The organism is Pseudomonas sp. Irchel s3h9, assembly GCF_900187475.1.
Lineage (GTDB): Bacteria > Pseudomonadota > Gammaproteobacteria > Pseudomonadales > Pseudomonadaceae > Aquipseudomonas > Aquipseudomonas neuropathica.
On sequence record NZ_FYDH01000012.1, the window covers coordinates 43,836 to 65,923 of the forward strand.

General features: G+C 59.8%; 22 protein-coding genes. 17 read left to right on the top strand and 5 right to left on the bottom strand.

Annotated elements, in window-relative coordinates:
* Positions 1 to 17: 17 nt before the first annotated feature.
* The 6 genes from CKW26_RS20075 to CKW26_RS20100 all read left to right on the top strand — a co-directional run bounded on the left by CKW26_RS20075 (position 18) and on the right by CKW26_RS20100 (position 5,071).
* Positions 18 to 263, top strand: a complete 246-nt coding sequence (locus CKW26_RS20075) for a ferredoxin family protein (protein ID WP_007959413.1) — start codon at positions 18 to 20, stop codon at positions 261 to 263.
* A gap of 211 nt (positions 264 to 474) precedes the next feature.
* Positions 475 to 1,899 carry an ABC transporter substrate-binding protein gene (locus tag CKW26_RS20080; protein WP_177409266.1) on the top strand — a complete coding sequence of 475 codons (1,425 nt, stop codon included), beginning with the start codon at positions 475 to 477 and terminating at the stop codon, positions 1,897 to 1,899.
* Positions 1,900 to 2,209: 310 nt separating this feature from the next.
* On the top strand, positions 2,210 to 2,989 hold the full coding sequence (locus CKW26_RS20085; RefSeq protein ID WP_095049851.1) for an ABC transporter permease: 780 nt from the start codon (positions 2,210 to 2,212) through the stop codon (positions 2,987 to 2,989).
* Complete coding sequence (locus tag CKW26_RS20090; protein ID WP_095049852.1) at positions 2,989 to 3,837, top strand: ABC transporter ATP-binding protein; 849 nt, start codon at positions 2,989 to 2,991, stop codon at positions 3,835 to 3,837. Before CKW26_RS20085 ends, CKW26_RS20090 begins: the two co-directional genes overlap by 1 nt.
* On the top strand, positions 3,834 to 4,796 hold the full coding sequence (locus CKW26_RS20095; protein WP_095049853.1) for a HEAT repeat domain-containing protein: 963 nt from the start codon (positions 3,834 to 3,836) through the stop codon (positions 4,794 to 4,796). The genes CKW26_RS20090 and CKW26_RS20095 overlap by 4 nt, the downstream gene beginning before the upstream one ends.
* Entirely contained in the window at positions 4,793 to 5,071 is a 279-nt protein-coding gene (locus tag CKW26_RS20100; protein WP_095049854.1) for a DUF971 domain-containing protein, read from the top strand. Before CKW26_RS20095 ends, CKW26_RS20100 begins: the two co-directional genes overlap by 4 nt.
* Before the next feature lie 121 nt (positions 5,072 to 5,192).
* Here CKW26_RS20100 and CKW26_RS20105 read toward each other — a convergent pair whose 3' ends face one another.
* The 3 genes from CKW26_RS20105 to CKW26_RS20115 all read right to left on the bottom strand — a co-directional run bounded on the left by CKW26_RS20105 (position 5,193) and on the right by CKW26_RS20115 (position 9,688).
* Positions 5,193 to 6,851 (bottom strand): phosphoethanolamine transferase, encoded by a 1,659-nt coding sequence (locus CKW26_RS20105; RefSeq protein ID WP_095049855.1) that lies wholly within the window; start codon positions 6,849 to 6,851, stop codon positions 5,193 to 5,195.
* 211 nt (positions 6,852 to 7,062) lie between these two features.
* Entirely contained in the window at positions 7,063 to 7,800 is a 738-nt protein-coding gene (locus CKW26_RS20110) for a TorF family putative porin (RefSeq protein ID WP_095049856.1), read from the bottom strand.
* A gap of 145 nt (positions 7,801 to 7,945) precedes the next feature.
* A complete protein-coding gene (locus CKW26_RS20115) occupies positions 7,946 to 9,688 on the bottom strand; it encodes an amidohydrolase (RefSeq protein ID WP_095049857.1) in 1,743 nt (580 codons plus the stop codon).
* A gap of 103 nt (positions 9,689 to 9,791) precedes the next feature.
* On the opposite strand from CKW26_RS20115, the gene CKW26_RS20120 reads away from it, so the two are divergent.
* Positions 9,792 to 10,709, top strand: a complete 918-nt coding sequence (locus tag CKW26_RS20120; RefSeq protein WP_095049858.1) for a LysR family transcriptional regulator — start codon at positions 9,792 to 9,794, stop codon at positions 10,707 to 10,709.
* Positions 10,710 to 10,757: 48 nt separating this feature from the next.
* Here CKW26_RS20120 and CKW26_RS20125 read toward each other — a convergent pair whose 3' ends face one another.
* The gene (locus CKW26_RS20125) at positions 10,758 to 11,354 is read right to left on the bottom strand and encodes a LysE family translocator (RefSeq protein WP_095049859.1); all 597 of its coding nucleotides are present in this window, start codon (positions 11,352 to 11,354) and stop codon (positions 10,758 to 10,760) included.
* Between the two features lie 55 nt (positions 11,355 to 11,409).
* Positions 11,410 to 12,246, bottom strand: coding sequence for an AraC family transcriptional regulator (locus CKW26_RS20130; RefSeq protein ID WP_095049860.1), 837 nt, complete (start codon positions 12,244 to 12,246; stop codon positions 11,410 to 11,412).
* A gap of 137 nt (positions 12,247 to 12,383) precedes the next feature.
* Between CKW26_RS20130 and CKW26_RS20135 the strand changes: the two genes are divergently transcribed.
* The 10 genes from CKW26_RS20135 (at position 12,384) to catA (ending at position 21,840) form a co-directional block, all read left to right on the top strand.
* Positions 12,384 to 12,659, top strand: a complete 276-nt coding sequence (locus tag CKW26_RS20135; RefSeq protein ID WP_095049861.1) for a hypothetical protein — start codon at positions 12,384 to 12,386, stop codon at positions 12,657 to 12,659.
* Between the two features lie 67 nt (positions 12,660 to 12,726).
* Positions 12,727 to 13,650 carry a helix-turn-helix domain-containing GNAT family N-acetyltransferase gene (locus CKW26_RS20140; RefSeq protein WP_095049862.1) on the top strand — a complete coding sequence of 308 codons (924 nt, stop codon included), beginning with the start codon at positions 12,727 to 12,729 and terminating at the stop codon, positions 13,648 to 13,650.
* Between the two features lie 881 nt (positions 13,651 to 14,531).
* Positions 14,532 to 15,488, top strand: coding sequence for an AraC family transcriptional regulator (locus CKW26_RS20145; protein ID WP_095049863.1), 957 nt, complete (start codon positions 14,532 to 14,534; stop codon positions 15,486 to 15,488).
* Between the two features lie 142 nt (positions 15,489 to 15,630).
* A complete protein-coding gene (gene benA / locus CKW26_RS20150; protein WP_093433482.1) occupies positions 15,631 to 16,986 on the top strand; it encodes a benzoate 1,2-dioxygenase large subunit in 1,356 nt (451 codons plus the stop codon).
* Complete coding sequence (gene benB, locus CKW26_RS20155; protein WP_095049864.1) at positions 16,986 to 17,474, top strand: benzoate 1,2-dioxygenase small subunit; 489 nt, start codon at positions 16,986 to 16,988, stop codon at positions 17,472 to 17,474. The genes benA and benB overlap by 1 nt, the downstream gene beginning before the upstream one ends.
* A gap of 20 nt (positions 17,475 to 17,494) precedes the next feature.
* Complete coding sequence (gene benC / locus CKW26_RS20160) at positions 17,495 to 18,508, top strand: benzoate 1,2-dioxygenase electron transfer component BenC (protein ID WP_095049865.1); 1,014 nt, start codon at positions 17,495 to 17,497, stop codon at positions 18,506 to 18,508.
* Between the two features lie 21 nt (positions 18,509 to 18,529).
* Complete coding sequence (locus CKW26_RS20165; RefSeq protein WP_095049866.1) at positions 18,530 to 19,291, top strand: 1,6-dihydroxycyclohexa-2,4-diene-1-carboxylate dehydrogenase; 762 nt, start codon at positions 18,530 to 18,532, stop codon at positions 19,289 to 19,291.
* Positions 19,292 to 19,313: 22 nt separating this feature from the next.
* Complete coding sequence (locus CKW26_RS20170) at positions 19,314 to 20,435, top strand: muconate cycloisomerase family protein (protein ID WP_095049867.1); 1,122 nt, start codon at positions 19,314 to 19,316, stop codon at positions 20,433 to 20,435.
* A gap of 15 nt (positions 20,436 to 20,450) precedes the next feature.
* The gene (catC, locus tag CKW26_RS20175) at positions 20,451 to 20,741 is read left to right on the top strand and encodes a muconolactone Delta-isomerase (protein ID WP_095049868.1); all 291 of its coding nucleotides are present in this window, start codon (positions 20,451 to 20,453) and stop codon (positions 20,739 to 20,741) included.
* A gap of 181 nt (positions 20,742 to 20,922) precedes the next feature.
* Positions 20,923 to 21,840 carry a catechol 1,2-dioxygenase gene (gene catA / locus CKW26_RS20180; RefSeq protein ID WP_095049869.1) on the top strand — a complete coding sequence of 306 codons (918 nt, stop codon included), beginning with the start codon at positions 20,923 to 20,925 and terminating at the stop codon, positions 21,838 to 21,840.
* Positions 21,841 to 22,088 lie beyond the last annotated feature (248 nt).

Here is a 22,088-nt window from a genome sequence, read left to right on the forward strand (position 1 = left end):
ACCAGAGAGCCCGAACCATGGCCTATCAAGCTCAGGAAATCTTCTTCCGCTCCAACGCCCCCGTCACCGTGGACGAGGACAAATGCATCGCTGAAAAGGGCTGCACCGTGTGTGTCGATGTCTGCCCGATGGACTTGCTGGCGATCAACCCGGCGACGCAGAAGGCCTATATGGCGTTCGATGAATGCTGGTACTGCATGCCGTGCGAGAAGGATTGTCCGACGGGTGCCGTCAAGGTCGAGATCCCCTATCTCCTGCGTTGAAACCCGATCCCCTGTAGGAGTGAGCCTGCTCGCGATAGCGGTGTGTCAGTCAGCACATCAACATCTGGAAAACCGCTATCGCGAGCAGGCTCACTCCTACATTTGGAACTGTGACAACCCAAAGCCATCCGGTGAACCCCGGACGCTGGATTCACCGAAAACCCCTCGTTTCCCACCGCGCCCTGATCGCGGCGGAGACGAACTCAAATAAATGATTCGAGGGGAAACACTCATGTTGCGTGCAGCAATCGCCGGTCTGGTACTGGCTTCGTTCACTTTGTCGGCCTCGGCCGAAACCATCCGCATCGCCATCGGCACCCAGGACACCACCATCAATTGCGCCGCTGGCGGTCTGTTGATTCGTGAACTCGGTCTGCTCGACAAATATCTGCCCCACGACGGCGCCTACCAAGACGCGAAGTACGACGTGCAGTGGAAGAACTTCACCAGCGGCGCGCCGCTGACCAACGAGATGGTCGCCGGCAAACTCGACTTCGGCGCCATGGCCGATTTCCCAGGTGCGTTCAACGGTGTTGCGTTCGAAACTGCCGGCAAGCACAGCCTGTTCATCAGCGTACTGTCGGGGAGCATCAAGGGCAGCGGCAACGGCATCGTCGTGCCGAGTGCGTCCGGCGTGCAATCGCTGAGCGAACTCAAGGGCAAGACCATTTCCGTGCCGTTCGCCTCCACCGCCCACGGCATGTTGTTGCGCGCGGTGGCGGAGCAGGGCTGGGATCCGCTCAAGGACGTCAACATCATTGCCCAGCCACCAGAAGTCGCCGGCTCGGCGTTGCAGGCCGGCAAGATCGACGCCCACGCCGATTTCGTGCCGTTCGCCGAGCTGTTTCCGAGCCGGGGCTTCGCCCGCAAGATCTACGACGGCGCCCAGGCCAATGCGCCGACGTTCCATGGTGCGCTGGTGGATCAGGCGTACGCGAAGAAGTACCCGGAAGTCGTCGTCGCCTATTTGCGGGCGAGCATCGAGGCCAATCAACTATTGGCCGCTGAGCCGGAGAAATACAGCGAGTTGATCGCCAAAGTCACCGGCGTCGATGCCGAAGTGAACTACCTGTTCCACGGCCCACTCGGCGTGCAGACCCGCGACTTGAGCTGGAAGCCGGAATATCGTCAGGCGGTTGGTACGGCCATCGATACGTTGAAGCTGTTGAAGAAGGCTGATCGTGGCCTCGATCTGAATACGTTCATCGACGATCAATACATCCGCGCCGCGTTCAACGCGTCGGGTCTGGACTACACGGCGCAGCTGGCCAACTACGCACAGACGCCACTGAAGGCTACGGATGCGACGACGGGGAAAGCGATTACTGACTTCAGTCATGTCGCGGAAATCTGGGTGCGCGGTGAGGACAAAGTGCGCCGCTATGCCTCCGCTGAGTCCGCTTTCACTGCGTTGGCGGCGTTGAAGCAGGAAGGCAAAAACATCCGTGCCGTGTATGCACAGGCCAGTGACAGCGGGATCAAGTTGCTGGCTGAGCAGGCGTGGTTTGCCAGTGATGCGAAGGGCCGGTTGAGTGCGTTTTTGCTTAAGGGGCAGGCTCAGCAATATGCGTCGGCGCGGGGTGGCAAGGTTCTCGATTTCGCCGATGCCACTACTCAAGCGGTTGCTGTCCGCTGATAGAAGATCAAAAGCCCCTCACCCTAGCCCTCTCCCAGAGGGAGAGGGGACTGACCGCGGTGTTTGGACTCGCTACGCCGACCTGAAATACCGAGTCGAACTCAGGTTTTGAAAAGCACGCAGGTCGGCTCCCTTTCGAGTCGAACTCAGGTTTTGAAAAGCACGCAGGTCGGCTCCCTTTCGAGCCGAACGCAGGTTTTGAAAAGCACGAAGATCGGCTCCCTTTCCCCCTCGCCCCCCTGGGGGAGAGGGCTGGGGTGAGGGGGTAAATATCAGTCATCACACAGATCCAGAACCGGAAACCCGCTCGATGAAAACACCCATCCGCTGGACATCAAGAGCCGCGTCACTGCTGCTCTGCCTGCTGTTCTGGCAACTCGCCGCCAGCCACCACTGGAACCTCGGCCTCGTCACCTTCGCCAACGTGCCCACCCCCGTGGCCGTGATCGAAGCAGCGCTAGGCCTGGGCGACTCCGGCAAGCTCCTGCAGCACCTGACCGCCAGCCTCAGCCGTGTGTTCGCCGGCTACCTCGCGGCGCTAGTCATCGGCATTGCTCTCGGCCTGGCCATTGGCCGTTCGAAGTGGGCCGAAGACCTGCTGCTGCCACCGCTGGAAGTCCTGCGCCCAATCCCCGCCGTCGCGTGGATCCCCCTGGCGATCCTGATGTTCCCATCCTCCGAACTGTCGATGGTCTTCATCACCTTCACCGGCGCGCTGTTTCCGATTCTGCTCAACACCGTGCACGGCGTCGAAGGCGTCGACCCGCGTCTGATCGCCTCCGCGAAAAGCCTCGGGGCAGGGCGCCGGTCGATCCTGCTGGAAGTGATCCTGCCCGGCGCCGCACCCAGCATCATCACCGGCCTGGCGATCGGCATGGGTACCTCATGGTTCTGTCTGGTCACTGCGGAAATGATCTCCGGTCAGTTCGGCATCGGTTATTACACCTGGGAGTCCTACACGATTCAGAACTACGCCGACATCGTCGTCGGCATGTTGCTGATCGGCGTGCTGGGCATGGGCAGCAGTCTGCTGATCAAACGCCTGGGCGGGTTGTTCACGCCTTGGCATCGACCGCGAGGAAAAGCCTGATGAGCGTGATGCAAACCCCGGAAGGGCGGATCGACATTCGCCAGTTATCCATCGTCCTCGGCGCAGGGCGTGAAGCGTTCGAAGCCGTGCGCGAACTTGATTGCCAGATTGAACCGGGTCAGTTCGTGTGCATTCTTGGTCCGTCCGGTTGCGGCAAATCGACCTTGCTTGGCGCCTTGGCCGGTCACCTCAGCGCTCATGCCGGCAGTCTGAAAGTCGATGGCGCGGCGGTGTCCGGGCCGTCTCCACAGCGCGGCATGGTGTTCCAGCACCACACGCTGTTTCCGTGGCGTACGGTGCGTGACAACGTGGCTTTCGGCCTGAAAATGCGTGGTATCGGCAAGGCTGAGCGCCACCGCGCCGCCGATGAAATCCTCAAACTGGTCGGCCTCGACGGATTTGCCGAACGCTGGCCCGATCAACTCTCCGGCGGCATGCAGCAACGGGTGGAGATCGCCCGCGTGCTGGTCAACCGCCCGCGTCTGCTGTTGATGGACGAGCCGTTCGGCGCGTTGGATGCGCTGACACGTCTGAACATGCAGGAACTGCTGCTGGACATCTGGACGCGTATCCGTACCACGGTGGTGTTCGTCACTCACGACATCGACGAGGCACTGTTCCTCGCCGACCGCTTGCTAGTGATGAGCGCGCGACCGGGGCGAATCATCGAAGACTTGCGCCTGGATTTCGCCCGGCCACGCACCAGCGAACTGGTCACCAGCCCCGAATTCTCCCGACTCAAACGCCACTGCCTCGACCTGCTACGCCACGACAACGACCGACCGCTGCCGCGCCTCAACCCGCTCGGTCTGCCTCCCGAAAACCCTTTGCCGCGATTTGCCCTATGACCTCTATATTTGCTGTGACCGATAACCAGGACATTCTCGATCTGCAACCGCGCCTGACTGCCGAAGACGCCGGTGTGCGACGCATTGCGCTGATTGATCTGGCGGATCTGGAAGAACCGGATGGCTTGCTCTGGCTGGTTGATCGCCTGAGGCAAGATCCCGCCGAAGAGGTTCGCGCTGAAGCCGCACGTTTGCTGGAAGCCTGGGAAGATGAGGGCGTCGTGCAAGCCTTGTGTGAAGCCTTGACCGACACGTCGCCCGCCGTGCAATCGGCCGCCGCGCAGAGCCTGAGCTTGCTCAAAACGGAAGCGGCGGGGCAGGTGATTTTGCCGTGGACCGATCACGCCGACGTCAGTGTGCGTATCGCCGCATTCCGTGCCTTGCGTGAGTTGCGTTTCGCCGCAGCCGCGCCGGCAGCGGTTTCGGCGCTGAACGATGCCGACGCCAGCGTTCGTCGTGAAGCCGTGGGCGTGCTCGGCTGGCTCAAGCAGCTCGACGCATTGCCCGCCCTGGCACGATTGGCCAGCGCTGACCCCGACACCGAAGTACGCCGTGCTGCGACTGGCGCTTTGGGCTTGGCCTCCAGCGCCGAAGTGTTGCCAGCCCTGCGCCAGGCCTTGCGGGATGACGCCTGGCAAGTACGCGAAGAAGCCGCGACGACCTTGGGCAAGGTCGGCCACATTGACGCTGGTTCCGCGCTCGTCGAAGCCTTGAGCGATGATTATTGGCAAGTGCGCCTGCGCGCTACCCGCAGCCTCGGCCGTTTACGTTTCGCCCCGGCGCTGGACGCCCTGATCGACACCCTCGGCCATCGCATCAGCAACCTGCGCAAGGAAGCCGCGCTGGCCTTGGGCGAACTGCATGATCGCGGCGCCGTGGCCGCGTTGCAGGCTGCGCAGGACGACGGCGACCCGGAGGTGCGCAAAGCCGTGCGCATCGCCTTGAGTCAGTTGCAATGAACCCGCTGTCGATGGCTAATTCGCAAAGCGAAGGCACCTTGCGCTTGAGCTGGCCGGACGCCCGCGAACAACAGCTCTATCACGCCGAACTGCGCCGCCAGTGCCCGTGCTCGCAATGCCGCGCGTTTCGCCTCAAAGGCATGACACCACTGGTGGATGATCGCGTGCGCCTGATCGAACTCAACCCGCAGGGCTACGGCGTGCAAATGATCTTCAGCGATGGCCATCAACGCGGCATCTACCCGTGGGCCTATCTGGCAAACCTCACCTCCTGAGAGCACCATTCCCTGTGGGAGCTGGCTTGCCAGCGATGGCGGCTTGTCAGTCAACACAGATGCCGGATGTGCCGGCCTTATCGCTGGCAAGCCAGCTCCCACAGGGATCTTCAGTGTTTGGTTAATTCGTGGCCGTCATCGCCGGCCGGCAGCCATGAAAAATATCCAGCCCCGGCTGATACACCGACGTCCTCACATCAAACAACCCCAGCACCGAGTGGAACAGGTTGTCATGGCTCAGGTCCGCCTGCCCGGTCTTGCCTTGCAAACAACCGCGATCGATCCCTTCACTGGCGAGCGTGCCATTGCCAAACCACATCACCATCGGCACATGGGTCTGCGCTTGCGGCGCCAGCGCATACGGCGCCGCGTGCAGGTACAGCCCGTTCTCGCCCAGCGATTCGCCGTGATCGGAGACGTAAACCATCGACGTGTCCAGTGAGTCCTGATTGCGCTTGAGCAGTTCGATGACCTTGGCAAGGAAATGGTCGGTGTACAGAATCGTGTTGTCGTACACGTTCACCAGTTCATCGCGGCTGCAACTGCCCAACTGGTTGGTGTGGCAGATCGGTTTGAAGCGCTCCATGTCTTTCGGATACCGCTCGTAGTACTCGGGGCCGTGGCTACCGTCGGCGTGCAGGACGATGATCGCGTGGCCCTTGAGGCTGTCGATGTAGCTTTGCAGGTCTTGCAACAGCGCCTCGTCGAGGCAGTTGTTGCCGTCGCAGAATGGCCCCGGCTGATTCTTCGAAATGTCGCGATGCGGTACGCGCAGGCAGGTGCCTTTGCAGTCGCTGTTGTTGTCGAGCCACAGCACTTGCACGCCGGCACGCTGGAGAATGTCAAGCAGGCCTTCGTAGGTTTTGCCTTTCTTGTCGCTGTAATCCTCACGCGGGAACATCGAGAACATGCACGGCACCGAGACCGCCGTCGACGTGCCGCAGGAATGCACCTGAGTGAAGTTGAGGATGTCGAGTTTGCTCAGTTCGGGATTGGTATCGCGCTCGTAGCCATTCAGCGAGAAGTGATCGGCGCGAGCAGTTTCACCGACCACGAAGACCATCAGCGATTTCTTCTCGCGGCTGGCCGCCTTGGCGCTCATCACCGCGTCTTCGCCGATGGCCTGCACCACGAAATGCTTTTTGATGCCCAGGCGTTGCTTGGTGTACTTGCTGATCGCGTAGATGTAGTTGGTCGGGTTGATGAAGTGGGTGAGTTTGTCTTCTTCGCGGAAGATTGGCGCGTAGGTCGAATAGAACGCGCCCACCGAGGCGGCGATCACCAGCACACAGGCGATGATCACCAGCATCTTGTTGAGCAGACCGCGAAAGAACGGCCGATAACTGACCGGCCAGCGCCAGATCAACGCCGCCGGCAATACACCGAGCAACAGCACGTAAGCCAGCAGCTTGCCGCTGAACAACGCGGTGGCTTCGGCGGGGTTGGTTTCGAAGACGTTCTGCATCATCACCGTGTCGATGGCGATGCCGTATTCATTCATGAAATACGCGGCGCAGGCCGAGAGCAGGGCGACCACGGTGAGCACCGGTTTCAGTGTCCAGCGAAACGACACCAGTGTCAGCAGCAGGGTGATCGCGGCCCACAAAAACAGCGCGAACGAGGCGAAAAACGCCAGTTTGTGCGCGCCTTGCAGGGTGATCAGAGTGCCCAGCGCCTCCCAGGTCGCCAGGTTGTACAACGCCACCAGCGCCAGGGAGAACAGCAGCACCAGCCGGGTAGGCGTGATGGACGGTAAGCGCAGTCCGTTGCCCAAAGCCATGTCAAACATTCCTCTACTTGAATAGAACATCACGCGGTTACGCGTGTAACTGTAGAAGAGCATTAGTAAAAAATTTGTAAACATCCTGTAACAAGTTCGACCCCCATTTCCTGTACGAGCTGCCGAAGGCTGCGATCTTTTGATGTTGTTCTTAACATCAAGATCAAAAGATCGCAGCCTTCGGCAGCTCCTACAGTGGGATTTCGCTGGGTCAGAAAGATTTGCTGACGCTGGCGACGACGGTGGCGGTGCAGACGTCTTTGAAACCCCAATTGCTCAGACATTGGGTTTGTGAGAGATCGGTGTCGATGTAGCTCAGGCCCAGTACCACGCCGGCGAGGTTATGGGTGAGTTTGACTTCCCACTCGCGATAGCTGTCCTCGGCCTGCCCGGACGCCGAGTACAAATGCGGATCCTTGAAATCCATATTGCCGTAACGCAGCTTCAACCCCGAGTCGTACGGCAGTTCAGTTTCATAACCGATGTAGCTGTACAGCGAACTCTGTTTGCTATCAATTCCCGGCGCATCACTGGAGTAATACGCCGCCAGCTTCACCCCATAAACCCCGAGAATCCCGTAGACCTCGCTCTGGTTGAACTGGCTTTCCTTGGGGTAGGCGTACTTGATGTAGCCCAGATCGAGGCTGACTTCCTCGGTCGCCTGCCACAGCCAGCCGCCGTAGTAATCGACTTCCTGACGGGTTTTCAGGCCGCCGCCGAAATCGACGTTGGAACTCCACGCGCCGAGGTACAGACCGCTGCTGTGCGCGAGAGTCAGGCCGGCCTGCATGGCAGGGTCGTTCTGGGTTTGCGAGATGCCCCGGGTGCGGTAATCACTGGCTAAAGTGAGATCCACCAACAGCGCAAAGTCATCGTTTAAAGGGATCGCAAAGCTGCTCAAGGGCAGCACGCTCAAGAAACTCAGGGCGAACAGGGGCAAGGCTTTCATGTGAAGTCCCGATGTTGTGATTGTTATGGGGGCAGGAGGTAAACCTGTAGGAGCTGCCGAAGGCTGCGATCTTTTGATCTTGGTTTTTAAAATCAAAGTCAAAAGATCGCAGCCTTCGGCAGCTCCTACAGGGGGATCAATGTTGTTATTGGGTGGCGGTGTAGACCTGACGGCCGCCGAACCAGGTCTGCAAAACCTGGGTGTCATGCAGGGCCTTGTTGTCGACGCTGAACACATCGCGGTCGAGCACGATAAAGTCAGCCTGCTTGCCCGGCGTCAGCGAGCCGATCTGCTTCTCCAGGCCAATGGTCCGCGCGGCGTTGACGGTGTAGGCGTAGAACATGGTTTCACGGTCCAGACGCTCATCGGCATTGAGCACACCCAACGGTCCGACACGGGTAATCGCCTGGGCCATGGCGTTGAACGGATTCGGTGTCGACACCGGCCAGTCACTCGCGCCGGCGATCGTCGCGCCCTGTTTCAGCAGCGAATGCGCCGGGTACTGATAGCGGAAGGCGAGGGCGCTGACGTAGGGCTTGATCATGTCGGTGGTGTAGTCGTCGGCACTGGCCCACAGCAGTTGCATCGAGGCGATGACGTTGAGCGGTTTGAAGCGGGCGAACTCTTGCGGGTTGACCATTTGCAGGTGAGTGATCGAGTGGGTCACGCCGCTCTGGCGATCCTTGCGTGCCTGGGCGATGCCGTTCAGCGATTCCCGCACCGCACGGTCGCCGATCGCGTGGATGTGCACCAGCCAGCCGCGCTGGTCGATGGCGCTGACCAGTTCGCCGAAGTGTTGTGGATCGATCAGCAGTTCGCCCTGTTTGTGCGAGTTGCTGTACGGGTCGATCATCGCCGCGCTCTGTGCCGGGAATTCAATCACGCCGTCGGCGAAGATCTTGATCCCGGGCAGGGTCAGGTTGGGAATGCCCTGGAATTGCTGGCGCACCTTGTCCAGCGTATCGAGGTCGGAGGGTAGGCTTTTCGGGTTGGCCACCAACAGCGCGGCGACGTGCACGCTCATGTCGCCGCTTTCCGACAGGGCTTTATAGGCCGGCAGCACGCCGACGGTTTTCTCGGTCGGTTTGAGGGCGAACACCGCTTCACCCGGTGCGGCGTTGGCGGCAGGGTCCATCCACGCGGTGATGCCCAGGCTGTTGTTGTAGCGCACCGCTGATTTGGCGGCGTTCAACATGTCGGCAGGGCTTGGCACTGGCATCTTCGAGGCGACCCGGTCCCAACCGGCGTCGACCACAAAGCCGTTCGGCTCACCGTTGGCCAGTTTGCCGATGGTGTCTTTTTCTGCGTCGGGCAGGGTTTTCAGCAGGGCCGCATCAATCCCGGCGCGCTTGAGCATGACGTCGTTGGCCCACGCCGTGTGGTGGTCGCTGCCGATAAACACCACCGGCACATTGGCCCATTCGCCGTTGTTGAAGGTGTTGCCCAAGGCTTCGGCCTGCGCCCAGTAAACCGAACTCATGCCGGCAATGCTCAGCACGTCGCCGTGTTTGGCCTTGCCGTCTGCACGCCAGTCGCGCAGGCGTTTTTGCAGTTCGTCGAGGCTGACGACTTCGTCTTCCATGTTCGCCGAGACCATTTCCAGTCCGCCGAAAATCGCGTGGGAATGGCTGTCGATCAGGCCGGGCATCAGCGCTTTGCCTTTGAGATCGATGACTTGGGTGCCGGATTCGATCAGGGCTTTGATCTGCGCGTCGGTGCCGACCTTCAGCACTTTGCCGTTCTCTACGGCGAGGGCTTGCGCCTTGGGTTGTGCGGGGTCGGCAGTGAAAATCTTGCCGTTGAGCAGGATCAGATCAGGAGCGGCCATGGCTTCCATCGAGGCAAAACTTACAGCGACTACCAACAGACTCGGGATGAATCTTTTCATTGAAGATTTCCTTGTTATTGCGTCTGATGGCGAGATTAGTGGCTGACAGCGGTCGACAGAACGTCTCCCTCACGAAAAACGTTTTTGCCTGAATGGAAAAAGCATGGACAAACTGGGTGCATTGAAAATGTTCGTGGTCACTGCGCAGCTCGGCAGTTTCAGCCGCGCCGCCGAGCAGTTGGGCAAGACCCCGTCGGCGCTGACCAAAGCGGTCAATCACCTGGAATCGGAGCTGGGTGCACGCCTGTTTGAGCGCAGCACACGGCGGATTCTGCTTACCGAAATCGGCCGGGTGTACCTGGAAACCGCACGGCTGGTGTTGCAGCGGCTGGACGAGGCCAGCGAGGAAATCGAGCAGTTGCAGCACGGCTTGCGCGGCAACCTGAAAATCACCGCACCACTGGCGTATGGGCGGGCGTTTCTCGATCAGGTGTGTGACGGCTTTCTGCAGCAATACCCGCAGATCAGCCTGCAAGTGGACCTGTGCGATGCCTTCGTCAACCTGCTGGAAAGTGGTTACGACCTGGCGCTGCGTGAAGGCCACGATGACTTGCCGGGGCTGATTGCGCGGGTGGTGGGTAGCAATCGACTGGCCCTGTGCGGCAGTCCGGAGTACCTGGCGCGCAAGGATTTGCCGGTGACTCCGCAAACCCTTGAGCAGCATGAGTGGCTGCTCTATCAGCACCCATTGCTCAGCCGCGAATTCTGGTGGGCCGAGCGCGATGGGCAGCGCTTGAGTCTGGCGCAACCGGCGGCACCGCGGTTGCGCAGCGACAATTACGACTTGCTGCTGGCCAGTGCTTTGGCCGGGCGCGGTTTGCTGCATACGCCGCTGTGGAGCGCCGCACCGTACATTGCCGACGGGCGACTGGTGCGGGTCATGGCCGATTACGACATCGACCCGGATACCTTCGGCCCGCACATTCTCGCGGTGTACCCGAGCCATCGGCGGGCCACGGCGAAGGTGGTGGCGTTCATCGATTACATCTCGGCATTCCTCATCGAACGTGGCCTGAGCTGACAGCCCATTCCTCCGCAGAAGCAGCCTTCGGCAGCTCCTGCAGGGGCGTTATGCCAGGACGGTCAGCCATGCCGAGAGCAGCAGCAACAACGCCAGTGCCGCATTCATGCGTTTGAACGCCCGTGGCGAACCCATCAACCGTGCGCTGCCCACACCCAGCAATGCCCAGAACGTCATGCACGGCAGCGACACCAGCAAAAACGCCAGTGACAACACCAGCAGCCGCAGAGTCTTGTCACCCCCGCCAACAAACACGCTGACCACTGCCACCGCCATCATCCACACCTTGGGATTGACCAGTTGCAGCATGGCAGCGCCCAGCACGCTGAAACTTTCTTCCTGGGCATCCGCCGGGTTCAGTGATGGCGGCGTGCTGCGAAAGATCTGCCACGCCAGCCAGCTCAACCAGAGCACGCCGCCCCAGGCCATGGCATGCTGCACACGCGGGTAGCGCAGCAACGTTTCGCCGGCACCGAGGCCGACCATCAGTACGATCAGGGCCGCCGCCGCGCAGGCGCCAAAAATGATTGGCAATGTGGCGAGCAGGCCTTGGCGCGAACTGTGGCTCAACACCAGAATATTGGTCGGCCCCGGCGTGATCGAGGCAACGAAAGCAAACAGCAGAAAGGGCAGTAATGACGCCATGATCGGGATTCCCTGAAAATCAACACAGGTATCCATGATCGCCAGACGGCGTGCGTCAGTCTGGAAGGTTTGAGCAGCGTTTGCGGTAATCCGCCGGCGTCAGTTGATAGGCACGCCGGAACCAGCGACCGAGGTGGCTCTGATCGGCAAAACCGAGCACGCTGGCGACTTGTGCCGGCGTTTCACCGCGCGCCAGCAACTGCCGCGCCTTGGCCAGGCGCAACTGGATCAGGTAGGCGTGCGGCGCCAGACCGAAGGCAGACTTGAACGCCCGGCTGAGACGGAAACGGTCCACCCCGCAGACCCGCGCGAGATCATCGAGACCGATATCTTCATAGGTGTGCGCGTGCAGATAATCCCGCGCCAGTTGCGCCACCAACGGCAGGCGCGGATCGAAAACCTGGCGCTTGCGCCAGTCGAGATGACGCGTGAGCGAGCTCAGCAGACCGTCAATGGCGGTCTGCCGGACGATGCGCAGATCGCCGTCATGCAACGCATGGAAAGCGTGATTGATCGCTGTGGCCAGACGCGGGTCCTGACTCAGCGTGTCGGCAAAACCGGGCTGACTGTCGGACGGTGCGTCTTCGAACAGCGCGTGCATTTCACGCTCCAGCCAGTGCGGATCGAGGTAGAGCATCGAATAGGTAAAACCTTCCTCGGTCGGCGCCTGGCCATCGTGGATTTCCCCCGGCTCCAGCAGGAACACATTGCCCGGGGTACTGCGATGGCGTACTCGGCGGCAATTGAATTGCTGCACGCCTTGCTCGGTGACGCCGACGAGGAAGCTGTCATGCCAGTGCGGATCGTAGGCATGCCCCTGAAAATGAGCACGAATCGATTCAATCCCGGTGTCGGCATCCTGGGACAGCTCGATCCAGTTGCGTTTATCCACGAAGGCTCCAGTGTTCGCCATTGAACGGTGCGGCCCCATAAAATACCGCGCAATGCTCATCGACGTTTAGAAGATTTGTGCAGATGAGGGGGCTAGACTCTGCAGGTCACGAGCCCTTTGGCGGCAGGTGGAATGCGATGATTAACCGATGCTCGCGCGGGGTTTTACTCACCTTGATCGCCCTCAGCCTGGCGTTGGCGGCAGGCTGCTCAGGCCGCAAACACTATCCGCCTTCCGGCGTCGGGGACGCCTGCTACGCCAAAGCCTTGCCCTCGGTCGGTGAGGGCGGTCTGGCCTGGGGCTCCAGTTTGAACATGGCCCGGCAGAAGTCGATGAGCAACTGCATCCGCTATGCCGGGCGCTCTGGGGGCACGCCGGACACCTGTCAGGTGGTGTTGGCCAAGTGCCGATAGCTTTCTGTTGACATGGTTGCTTTTGGCAAATATATAGTTGCTTTAAGCAATTAACTGAGCGTTTGCCATGTCCAGCAGCCATCTCCTCGAGCAAGCCGACGTTGTGCGCGGTTTCAACCGCTTCTACACCCATCAGATCGGTGTATTGCAGGAGCATCTGCTGCAAAGCGACTACTCGCTGACCGAGTTACGCATTTTGTATGAGCTGGCGTCGCGCGGTGACCTGACCAGTGCTGAACTGCGCCAGATGCTCGGCCTCAATGCCGGCTACATGAGCCGCATCATCAGCGGTTTCGAAAAGCACGGCTTGATCCAGAAAGTGCCGTCGCCTACGGACGGCCGCGCTGCGCAATTGCACCTCACCGACCTCGGGCGCGAAATTCTGGTCCCGCTGGAAAAGGCCTCCCGCGAACAGATCGTCGCCATGCTCGAGCGATTGCCTGAACCGCAGCAGAAACAACTGATCGGCGCCATGACGCTGATCCAGACACTGCTGCAAGGCAACAAAGACTCAACCTACGTATTACGCGATCCGCAGCCCGGCGACATGGGTACAGTGATGCAACAGCAAACCGCACTGTATACCCGCGAATACGGCTGGAATTCGGAGTTCGAGGCGCTAGTGGCCGAGGTGGTCGCCAAGTACCTGCGCGATTACGACCCCACCTGTGAGCGCTGCTGGATTGCCGAAAAGGACGGCAAGGTCATCGGTTCGGTGTTCATCGTCCGCCAGGACGCGACTACCGCCAAACTGCGCATGCTCTACGTCGACGCCAGCGCGCGGGGTCTGGGCATTGGCAGTCGTCTGGTCGAGGAGTGCCTGCGCTTTGCCCGGCAGATGGGTTACCGGAAAATGACCTTGTGGACGACCAGCAACCTGACGGCTGCACGCAAGATTTATCAGCAGGCCGGGTTTGAGTTGGTGGAGGAAGAAGCGGTTCACAGCTTTGGCAAGGATCTGCTGAGTCAGACGTGGGCGCGGGTGTTGTGAGCTGTTTTTCGTCGTCGGGTGCAGTAAAAAGACAGACGAAAAAAAACCGCCTTTGCGGGGCGGTTCTTTTTGTAAACCCTGGTTTGCGACCGAGGTTTGTTGCTTCACTAGCCGAACTGACGTGTGAGGATAGTATGAGCCTTTGCGCCACCTTGCAACGGTAATAGCTTTTTTTGAACGACTTTTTCCAGGTATGTTTATTTTAATAAGCAGACAGAAATAACGGTTTACAAAGGCAATAAAACTCTCTGCATGAAATCCTTTTATTGAGGTTGTGATGCAGGCGCTCGTATGTTGGTTCGGTAGTGAGGTCTGGCTGGAAAACTTAACAGTTTCATTCCCTTTGACACGGTTTTGCACCCGTGCCGGGATGATGGCTCAGAGGGCTTTCAACCGGCCGCCTCACTAGTCGAACTGACGTTCAGGCTGAAAGCAAGCATGATCCGGTAAGCTTGCTGGAGGTTTGGCCCCCAGCCCTGGAGGCCAAAACGTATGAAGCTTTTGCTGCGTACGCTGAGCCTTGTATGGAGATTGTTTAAAGCCTTTCGCTTTTACGAGTTCCTGCGAGACCACTTTGACGACCTGAAGTAAAGGCCGTTGAGGTGGGAAAAGCCCGTTTCAGTTTCGACTGAAACGGGCTTTTTTTGTTTTCTAAAACTGTCATAAGTAGGATTTTTCTGTATCGGGTTTTTTTGGCGTGTAGGGCATTTCTTCGGCAAGTGTAGGCGTTGGACAAACCACGCCGTAATCCGCAAGAAGTGTTCGATTATCGAATACCCAAACCTTCGTCCAATTGCCCACCGTGACACTCCGGCGTACTGTGAGTGGTGATGCCTGAAACCCCGTGATCCCAAAATAACGACAACAATGAGCAATGCCCCATGGACAGCCATCTGCTGAGCGATCGCAGCAGCGTGTTTCGTCACGCTGACCCTTATGCCGTCTCCGACTACGTCAATCAGCACGTCGGCCAGCACTTCATCGGTCTGTCCAGAACCACCCACCCGCAAGCCAGCCTCAACCATCGCAAACTCGCCGATCTCGATCTGGCCCGCATCAGCTATGGCGGCAGCGTGCGCGTGACCTCCGTTGCGCTGGAGACCGTTTACCACCTGCAAGTGCTCTTGCAAGGCAATTGCCTGTGGCGCGGGCACAAGCGCGAACAGCATCTGGTGCCGGGCGAGTTGTTGTTGATCAACCCGGATGATCCGGTTGATCTGACGTACTCGGAAGACTGCGAGAAATTCATCCTCAAGGTGCCGGTCAGCGTGCTCGAATCGGTGTGCAACGAGCAGCGTTGGCAGCACCCCTCCAGCGGTATCCGTTTCCTGCGCAATCACTATCAGCTTGATGAACTGGAAGGCTTCACCAACCTGCTCGCGATGATCTGTCAAGAAGCCGAGGCCAGCGATCCGTTGCTTCGGGTGCAGGAGCATTACGCGCAGATCATCGGCAGCAAACTGATTTCGCTGATGAACACCAACGTCAGCCGTGAATGCCTGAGTGCACCGAACATCAGCTTCGAACGCATCGTCGATTACATCGAACGTAACCTGAAACTGGATTTGCCGGCTGAACATTTGGCCGCTCAAGCGAGCATGAGCCCGCGCTCGCTGTACACCTTGTTTGAACGCCAACTGGGCGTTACGCCGATGCAATACATCCGCCAACGCAAGCTTGCGCGCATCCACGCCTGCCTCAGTGACCCAAGCTGCCCGGTGCGCAACCTCACCGAGCTGGCGCTCGACTACGGCTTCCTGCACCTGGGCCGTTTCTCCGAAAGCTATCGCCAGCAGTTCGGTGAACTGCCGTCGAAAACCTTCAAACGCCGCCACTAAAACTCCCCGCTGAAACTTCCCTGAATCACCTGCAGCGCCGTCCTGCACAAAACGGATAGCGATCTGCAGGATTCGGCTATTGCCCCGTGCTACGCCTCCCTAATCTGACCTGGCCTGAACAATAACAATGGAGGCCCCGGCCATGTCCCTGGGAATCGACTACCTCAATGCCATGCTTGAAGAAGACAAGGAGAAGGGCGCCTACCGCTGCAAGCGGGAGATGTTCACCGATCCGCGGCTGTTCGAACTGGAGATGGCGCACATCTTCGAAGGCAACTGGATTTACCTCGCCCACGAAAGCCAGCTCCCCAACAACAACGATTTCCTGACCACGACCATGGGGCGTCAGCCGATCTTCATCGCGCGCAACAAGGACGGTGTGCTCAATGCGTTCCTCAATGCCTGCAGCCATCGCGGCGCCATGTTGTGCAGGCACAAGTCCGGCAACCGCTCCAGCTACACCTGCCCGTTCCACGGCTGGACGTTCAACAACAGTGGCAAACTGCTCAAGGTCAAAGACCCGAGCGAAGCCGGTTATCCCGCAGGCTTCAACTGCGAAGGCTCCCATGATCTGACCAAAGTTGCGCGTTTCGAGTCCTATCGCGGCTTTCTGTTCGGCAGCCTCAATGCCGATGTGAAATCCCTCGCTGAGCATCTGGGCGAATCGGCAAAAATCATCGACATGATCGTCGACCAGTCGCCAGAAGGCCTGGAAGTGCTGCGCGGTTCCAGCTCCTACATCTACGAAGGCAATTGGAAACTCACCGCTGAAAATGGCGCCGACGGTTACCACGTGAGCTCGGTGCACTGGAACTACGCCGCCACCCAGAACCAGCGCCAGCAACGCGAAGCGGGTGAAGCGATCAAGACCATGAGCGCCGGCAGCTGGGCGAAGAAGGGCGGCGGTTTTTACTCCTTCGATCACGGCCATCTGCTGCTCTGGACCCGCTGGGCCAACCCCGAAGACCGTCCCGCCTACGAGCGCCGCGATGAACTCGCCCGTGATTTCGGTCAGGCTCGAGCCGACTGGATGATCGAAAACTCGCGCAACCTGTGCCTGTACCCGAACGTGTATCTGATGGATCAGTTCAGTTCGCAGATCCGCATCGCCCGGCCAATCTCGGTCGACAAGACTGAAATCACCATTTACTGCATCGCCCCCAAAGGCGAGAGCGCCGAGGCCCGTGCCAAACGCATTCGTCAGTACGAAGACTTCTTCAACGTCAGCGGCATGGCCACGCCGGATGATCTGGAAGAGTTCCGCTCGTGCCAGACCGGTTACGGCGCCGGGCGTGGCTGGAACGACATGTCCCGGGGCGCGACCCACTGGGTCGAAGGCGCCGATGCCGCCGCCGAGGAAATCGACTTGAAGCCGCTGCTCTCCGGTATGCGCACCGAAGACGAAGGCCTGTTCGTGCTGCAACACAAGTACTGGCAGGAAACCATGCTCAAAGCCGCTGCCAGCGAATCACAACTGATCCCTGTGGAGGCCGTGTGATGAGCAACCTCTACGACAGCGTGCGCGATTTCCTCTACCGCGAAGCGCGCTATCTCGATGACGGCCAGTGGGATCAATGGCTGGAACTCTACGCCGCCGACGCGACTTTCTGGATGCCGGCCTGGGACGACAACGACACCCTCACCGAAGACCCGCAAAGCGAAATCTCGCTGATCTGGTACGGCAACCGTGGCGGTCTCGAAGACCGCATCTTCCGGATCAAGACCGAACGCTCCAGCGCGACCATTCCCGACACCCGCACCTCACACAACCTGAGCAACATCGAAATCGTCGAGCGCAGCGAAGGGCAATGCCAGGTGCGTTTCAACTGGCACACCTTGAGCTTCCGCTATCAGGTTACCGACAGCTACTTCGGCAGCAGTTTCTACACCCTCGATCTGCGTGACGAACAGCCGCTGATCAAGGCTAAGAAAGTCGTGCTGAAAAACGATTACGTCCGTCAGGTCATCGACATCTACCACATCTAGTCGACACGGCGAGGTGCACCATGAATTTCCAGATTGCGCTTAATTTCGAAGACGGCGTCACTCGTTTCATCGAGGCGGGTGGCCATGAAACCGTCGCCGATGCGGCCTATCGCCAAGGCATCAACATCCCGCTGGACTGCCGCGATGGCGCCTGCGGCACCTGCAAATGTTTCGCCGAGGCCGGGCGTTACGACATGGGCGACAACTTCATCGAAGACGCCTTGAGCGCCGACGAACTCGCACAAGGTTATGTGCTGACCTGCCAGATGCGCGCTGAAAGCGATTGTGTGGTGCGAGTACCGGCAGGCTCGCAGGTGTGCAAGACCGAACAAGCGAACTTCCAGGCATCGATAAGCGCTGTCCGGCAGTTGTCCGAGAGCACCATTGCCTTGTCGGTCAAGGGCGAGGCGCTGAGCAAACTGGCGTTTCTGCCGGGCCAGTACGTCAATCTGCAAGTGCCCGGCAGCGAGCAGACCCGCGCTTATTCCTTCAGCTCATTGCAGAAAAACGGCGAGGTCAGCTTTCTGATTCGTAACGTGCCTGGTGGCTTGATGAGCAGCTTTCTCACCGGGTTGGCCAAGGCCGGCGACAGCATGAACCTGGCCGGGCCGTTGGGCAGTTTCTACCTGCGCGAGATCAAGCGGCCGCTGCTGTTGTTGGCGGGCGGCACCGGCCTGGCACCGTTCACCGCGATGCTGGAAAAGATCGCCGAGCAGGGCTGCGATCATCCCGTGCATTTGATCTACGGCGTGACCAACGATTTCGATCTGGTCGAACTCGATCGTCTCGAAGCCTTCGCCGCCCGCATTCCCGACTTCAGTTTCGGCGCCTGCGTGGCCAACCCGCTGAGTGCGCATCCACTCAAGGGCTACGTCACCCAGCACATTGAACCGCGCCACCTCAATGAAGGCGATGTCGACGTGTACCTCTGCGGCCCGCCGCCGATGGTCGAAGCGGTCAGCCAATACATCCGCGAGCAGGGCATCACCCCGGCGAACTTCTACTACGAAAAGTTCGCTGCTGCGGCTGCCTGAAACCCTTCTTTCGAGGTTGTCATGAACAACAGATTCTCCAACAAGATCGCGCTGGTCACCGGCGCGGCGCAGGGTATCGGCCGCCGCGTCTGCGAACGCCTGCTGAACGAAGGCGCACAAATCGTCGCCGTCGATCGCTCTGAACTGGTTCACGAACTGCAAGCCGAGGGCGTTCTCGCGCTGACCGCCGACCTTGAGCAATACGCCGATTGCGCGCGGGTCATGGCTGAAGCCATCAACACCTTCGGCCGTCTCGACATTTTGATCAATAACGTCGGCGGCACGATCTGGGCCAAGCCGTTCGAGCATTACGAAGTCGAACAGATTGAAGCGGAAGTGCGCCGTTCGCTGTTCCCGACGCTGTGGTGCTGCCACGCAGCGCTGCCGTACATGCTCAAGCAAGGGCGCGGCGCCATCGTCAACGTCTCGTCGATTGCCACCCGCAGCGTCAATCGGGTGCCGTACGGCGCCGCCAAGGGCGGCATCAACGCACTCACAGCATGTCTGGCCTTCGAAAACGCAGAGCGCGGCATTCGCGTCAACGCCACGGCTCCTGGCGGCACCGAAGCGCCGCCCCGGCGCATCCCGCGCAATGCCGCCGAACCGTCAGCGCAAGAGCAGGCCTGGTATCAGGAAATCGTCGCGCAAACCCTCAACAGCAGCCTGATGAAACGCTACGGCAGCCTCGACGAACAGGTCGGCGCGATCCTCTTTCTGGCTTCCGATGACGCCTCGTACATCACCGGCGTGACGTTGCCGGTCGGTGGCGGCGACCTCGGTTGACTACTTTTCAAGGGACATTGAAATGCAGCGAATTCTGATTGAAAACCTGACGACGATCATCGTCGACCTGCCGACCATTCGCCCGCACAAACTGGCGATGCACACGATGCAGAAGCAGACTCTGGTGATTCTGCGACTGCGCTGCAGCGATGGTATTGAAGGCATCGGCGAAGCCACCACCATCGGCGGTCTCGCTTACGGTTATGAAAGCCCGGAAAGCATCAAAGCCAATATCGATGCGCATCTGGCGCCGGCGCTGGTGGGTATGGACGCCAACAACATCAACGCGGCGATGCAGCGGCTCGACAAGATCGCCAAGGGCAATACTTTCGCCAAGTCCGGCATCGAAAGTGCACTGCTCGATGCGCAAGGCAAGCGCCTCGGTCTGCCGGTCAGCGAGTTGCTCGGCGGCCGCGTGCGAGACAGCCTTGAAGTGGCCTGGACCCTGGCCAGCGGCGACACCGCCCGCGACATTGCCGAAGCCGAGCAGATGCTCGAAGCACGTCGCCATCGCATCTTCAAATTGAAAATCGGCGCCAACCCGCTGGAGCAGGATCTCAAGCACGTCGTGGCGATCAAAAAAGCCTTGGGCGAGCGCGCCAGTGTGCGGGTCGACGTCAACCAGTATTGGGATGAATCCCAAGCGATTCGCGGCTGTCAGGTGCTCGGTGACAACGGTATCGACCTGATTGAACAGCCGATTTCGCGGGTCAACCGCTCCGGGCAGATTCGCCTGAATCAGCGCAGCCCGGCGCCGATCATGGCCGACGAATCGATCGAAAGCGTCGAGGATGCTTTCAGCCTCGCCGCCGACGGCGCCGCCAGTGTGTTCGCCCTGAAAATCGCCAAGAACGGTGGTCCGCGTGCCGTGCTCAGAACCGCGCAGATCGCCGAAGCCGCCGGCATTGCGCTGTATGGCGGCACCATGCTCGAAGGCTCCATCGGCACGCTGGCCTCGGCGCACGCCTTCCTCACGCTCAAGCAACTGACCTGGGACACCGAACTGTTCGGCCCGTTGTTGCTGACCGAAGACATCGTCACCGAAACGCCGCAGTACCGCGATTTCCACTTGCACATTCCGCGAACTCCAGGCCTGGGCCTGACGCTGGACGAAGAGCGTCTGGCGCGTTTTCGTCGCCACTGAATCAGGAGAGTGACCATGCTGTTCCACGTAAAAATGACCGTGAAATTGCCCATCGATATGGACCCGTCGCTGGCCACCCGGCTCAAGGCTGACGAAAAGGAGCTGGCGCAACGGCTGCAACGCGAAGGCGTCTGGCGGCACCTGTGGCGCATCGCCGGGCATTACGCCAATTACAGCGTGTTTGATGTGCCGAGCGTCGAGGCCCTGCACGACACGCTGATGCGCTTGCCGTTGTTTCCCTACATGGACATCGAGGTTGACGGCCTCTGTCGGCATCCGTCGTCGATCCATACAGACGATCGCTGATCCATGGTTTCGAATCCATCCCTGAACACTGTGGGAGCTGGCTTGCCAGCGATAGCAATACACCAGCCGCCATCAATGCTGGATGACACACCGCAATCGCTGGCAAGCCAGCTCCCACAGGGAAGGTTGTCTGTCCTGAAGATTCGCGAGAACCACACAACAACAAGATGAGGTAACCACCATGACCGTGAAAATTGCCCACACCGCCGAGTTGCAAGCCTTCTTCAAAGAAGCCGCCGGTTTCGCCAACGACGAGGGTAACTCCCGGCTGAAAACCATCGTCCTGCGCATCTTGCAGGACAGCGCGAAAATCATCGAAGACCTCGACATCAGCGAGGACGAGTTCTGGAAAGCGGTCGACTATCTCAACCGTCTGGGCGCTCGTTCGGAGGCGGGATTACTGGTCGCCGGCCTTGGCATCGAGCACTTCCTCGACCTGTTGCAGGACGCCAAGGATGCACAGATCGGCTTGACCGGCGGCACACCACGCACCATCGAAGGCCCGCTGTACGTTGCCGGCGCGCCGCTGTGTGAAGGCGAGTGCCGCATGGATGACGGCAGCGAGGAGGGTGCCGCCACCGTCATGCACCTCGAAGGCCAGGTGTTCGATCTGCATGGCCAGCCGCTGGCCGGTGCCACCGTTGATCTGTGGCACGCCAACACCAAGGGCACTTACTCGTTTTTCGACCCGAGCCAGTCCGAGTACAACTTGCGTCGACGCATCATTACCGACGCCGAAGGCCGTTACCGCGCTCGCAGCATCGTGCCGTCCGGTTATGGCTGCGACCCGCAAGGGCCGACCCAGGAATGCCTGAACCAGCTCGGCCGCCATGGCCAGCGCCCGGCCCATGTGCATTTCTTTATCAGCGCGCCGGGGCATCGGCATCTGACCACGCAGATCAATCTTTCGGGTGATCAATACCTGTGGGATGACTTCGCCTACGCGACCCGTGAAGGCTTGGTCGGGGAGGTGGTGTTTGGTGAGGATGCAGCGTCGGGGCGTTATGCCGAGCTGAAGTTCGACTTCCAGTTGCAGCAGGCGCCGGACGCCAGTGCCGAACAACGCAGCCAACGGCCGCGTGCGCTGCAAGACGCTTGATACCGAGTCGTCAGTGCCCCTCACCCTAGCCCTCTCCCAGAGGGAGAGGGGACTGACCGCGTTGTTGTTAAGCATCACGCCGACCTGAACAGTTTGTGTCGAATCCATAACCGACTCGGTCGTTCAGGTCGATGTATCGCGATAGACACCTCGGTCGGCTCCCTCTCCCTCGGGAGAGGGCTGGGGTGAGGGGAACTGGTCAAGGTGATCTTCAACGCTACGCCGGCCTGAACGATCTTCGCCGAATC

Coding starts and splice junctions, on each gene's coding strand:
- CKW26_RS20075 (WP_007959413.1), top strand. CDS start 18: ATGGCCTATCAAGCTCAGGAAATCTTCTTCCGCTCCAACGCCCCCGTC.
- CKW26_RS20080 (WP_177409266.1), top strand. CDS start 475: ATGATTCGAGGGGAAACACTCATGTTGCGTGCAGCAATCGCCGGTCTG.
- CKW26_RS20085 (WP_095049851.1), top strand. CDS start 2,210: ATGAAAACACCCATCCGCTGGACATCAAGAGCCGCGTCACTGCTGCTC.
- CKW26_RS20090 (WP_095049852.1), top strand. CDS start 2,989: ATGAGCGTGATGCAAACCCCGGAAGGGCGGATCGACATTCGCCAGTTA.
- CKW26_RS20095 (WP_095049853.1), top strand. CDS start 3,834: ATGACCTCTATATTTGCTGTGACCGATAACCAGGACATTCTCGATCTG.
- CKW26_RS20100 (WP_095049854.1), top strand. CDS start 4,793: ATGAACCCGCTGTCGATGGCTAATTCGCAAAGCGAAGGCACCTTGCGC.
- CKW26_RS20105 (WP_095049855.1), bottom strand. CDS start 6,851: ATGGCTTTGGGCAACGGACTGCGCTTACCGTCCATCACGCCTACCCGG.
- CKW26_RS20110 (WP_095049856.1), bottom strand. CDS start 7,800: ATGAAAGCCTTGCCCCTGTTCGCCCTGAGTTTCTTGAGCGTGCTGCCC.
- CKW26_RS20115 (WP_095049857.1), bottom strand. CDS start 9,688: ATGAAAAGATTCATCCCGAGTCTGTTGGTAGTCGCTGTAAGTTTTGCC.
- CKW26_RS20120 (WP_095049858.1), top strand. CDS start 9,792: ATGGACAAACTGGGTGCATTGAAAATGTTCGTGGTCACTGCGCAGCTC.
- CKW26_RS20125 (WP_095049859.1), bottom strand. CDS start 11,354: ATGGCGTCATTACTGCCCTTTCTGCTGTTTGCTTTCGTTGCCTCGATC.
- CKW26_RS20135 (WP_095049861.1), top strand. CDS start 12,384: ATGATTAACCGATGCTCGCGCGGGGTTTTACTCACCTTGATCGCCCTC.
- CKW26_RS20140 (WP_095049862.1), top strand. CDS start 12,727: ATGTCCAGCAGCCATCTCCTCGAGCAAGCCGACGTTGTGCGCGGTTTC.
- CKW26_RS20145 (WP_095049863.1), top strand. CDS start 14,532: ATGGACAGCCATCTGCTGAGCGATCGCAGCAGCGTGTTTCGTCACGCT.
- benA (WP_093433482.1), top strand. CDS start 15,631: ATGTCCCTGGGAATCGACTACCTCAATGCCATGCTTGAAGAAGACAAG.
- benB (WP_095049864.1), top strand. CDS start 16,986: ATGAGCAACCTCTACGACAGCGTGCGCGATTTCCTCTACCGCGAAGCG.
- benC (WP_095049865.1), top strand. CDS start 17,495: ATGAATTTCCAGATTGCGCTTAATTTCGAAGACGGCGTCACTCGTTTC.
- CKW26_RS20165 (WP_095049866.1), top strand. CDS start 18,530: ATGAACAACAGATTCTCCAACAAGATCGCGCTGGTCACCGGCGCGGCG.
- CKW26_RS20170 (WP_095049867.1), top strand. CDS start 19,314: ATGCAGCGAATTCTGATTGAAAACCTGACGACGATCATCGTCGACCTG.
- catC (WP_095049868.1), top strand. CDS start 20,451: ATGCTGTTCCACGTAAAAATGACCGTGAAATTGCCCATCGATATGGAC.
- catA (WP_095049869.1), top strand. CDS start 20,923: ATGACCGTGAAAATTGCCCACACCGCCGAGTTGCAAGCCTTCTTCAAA.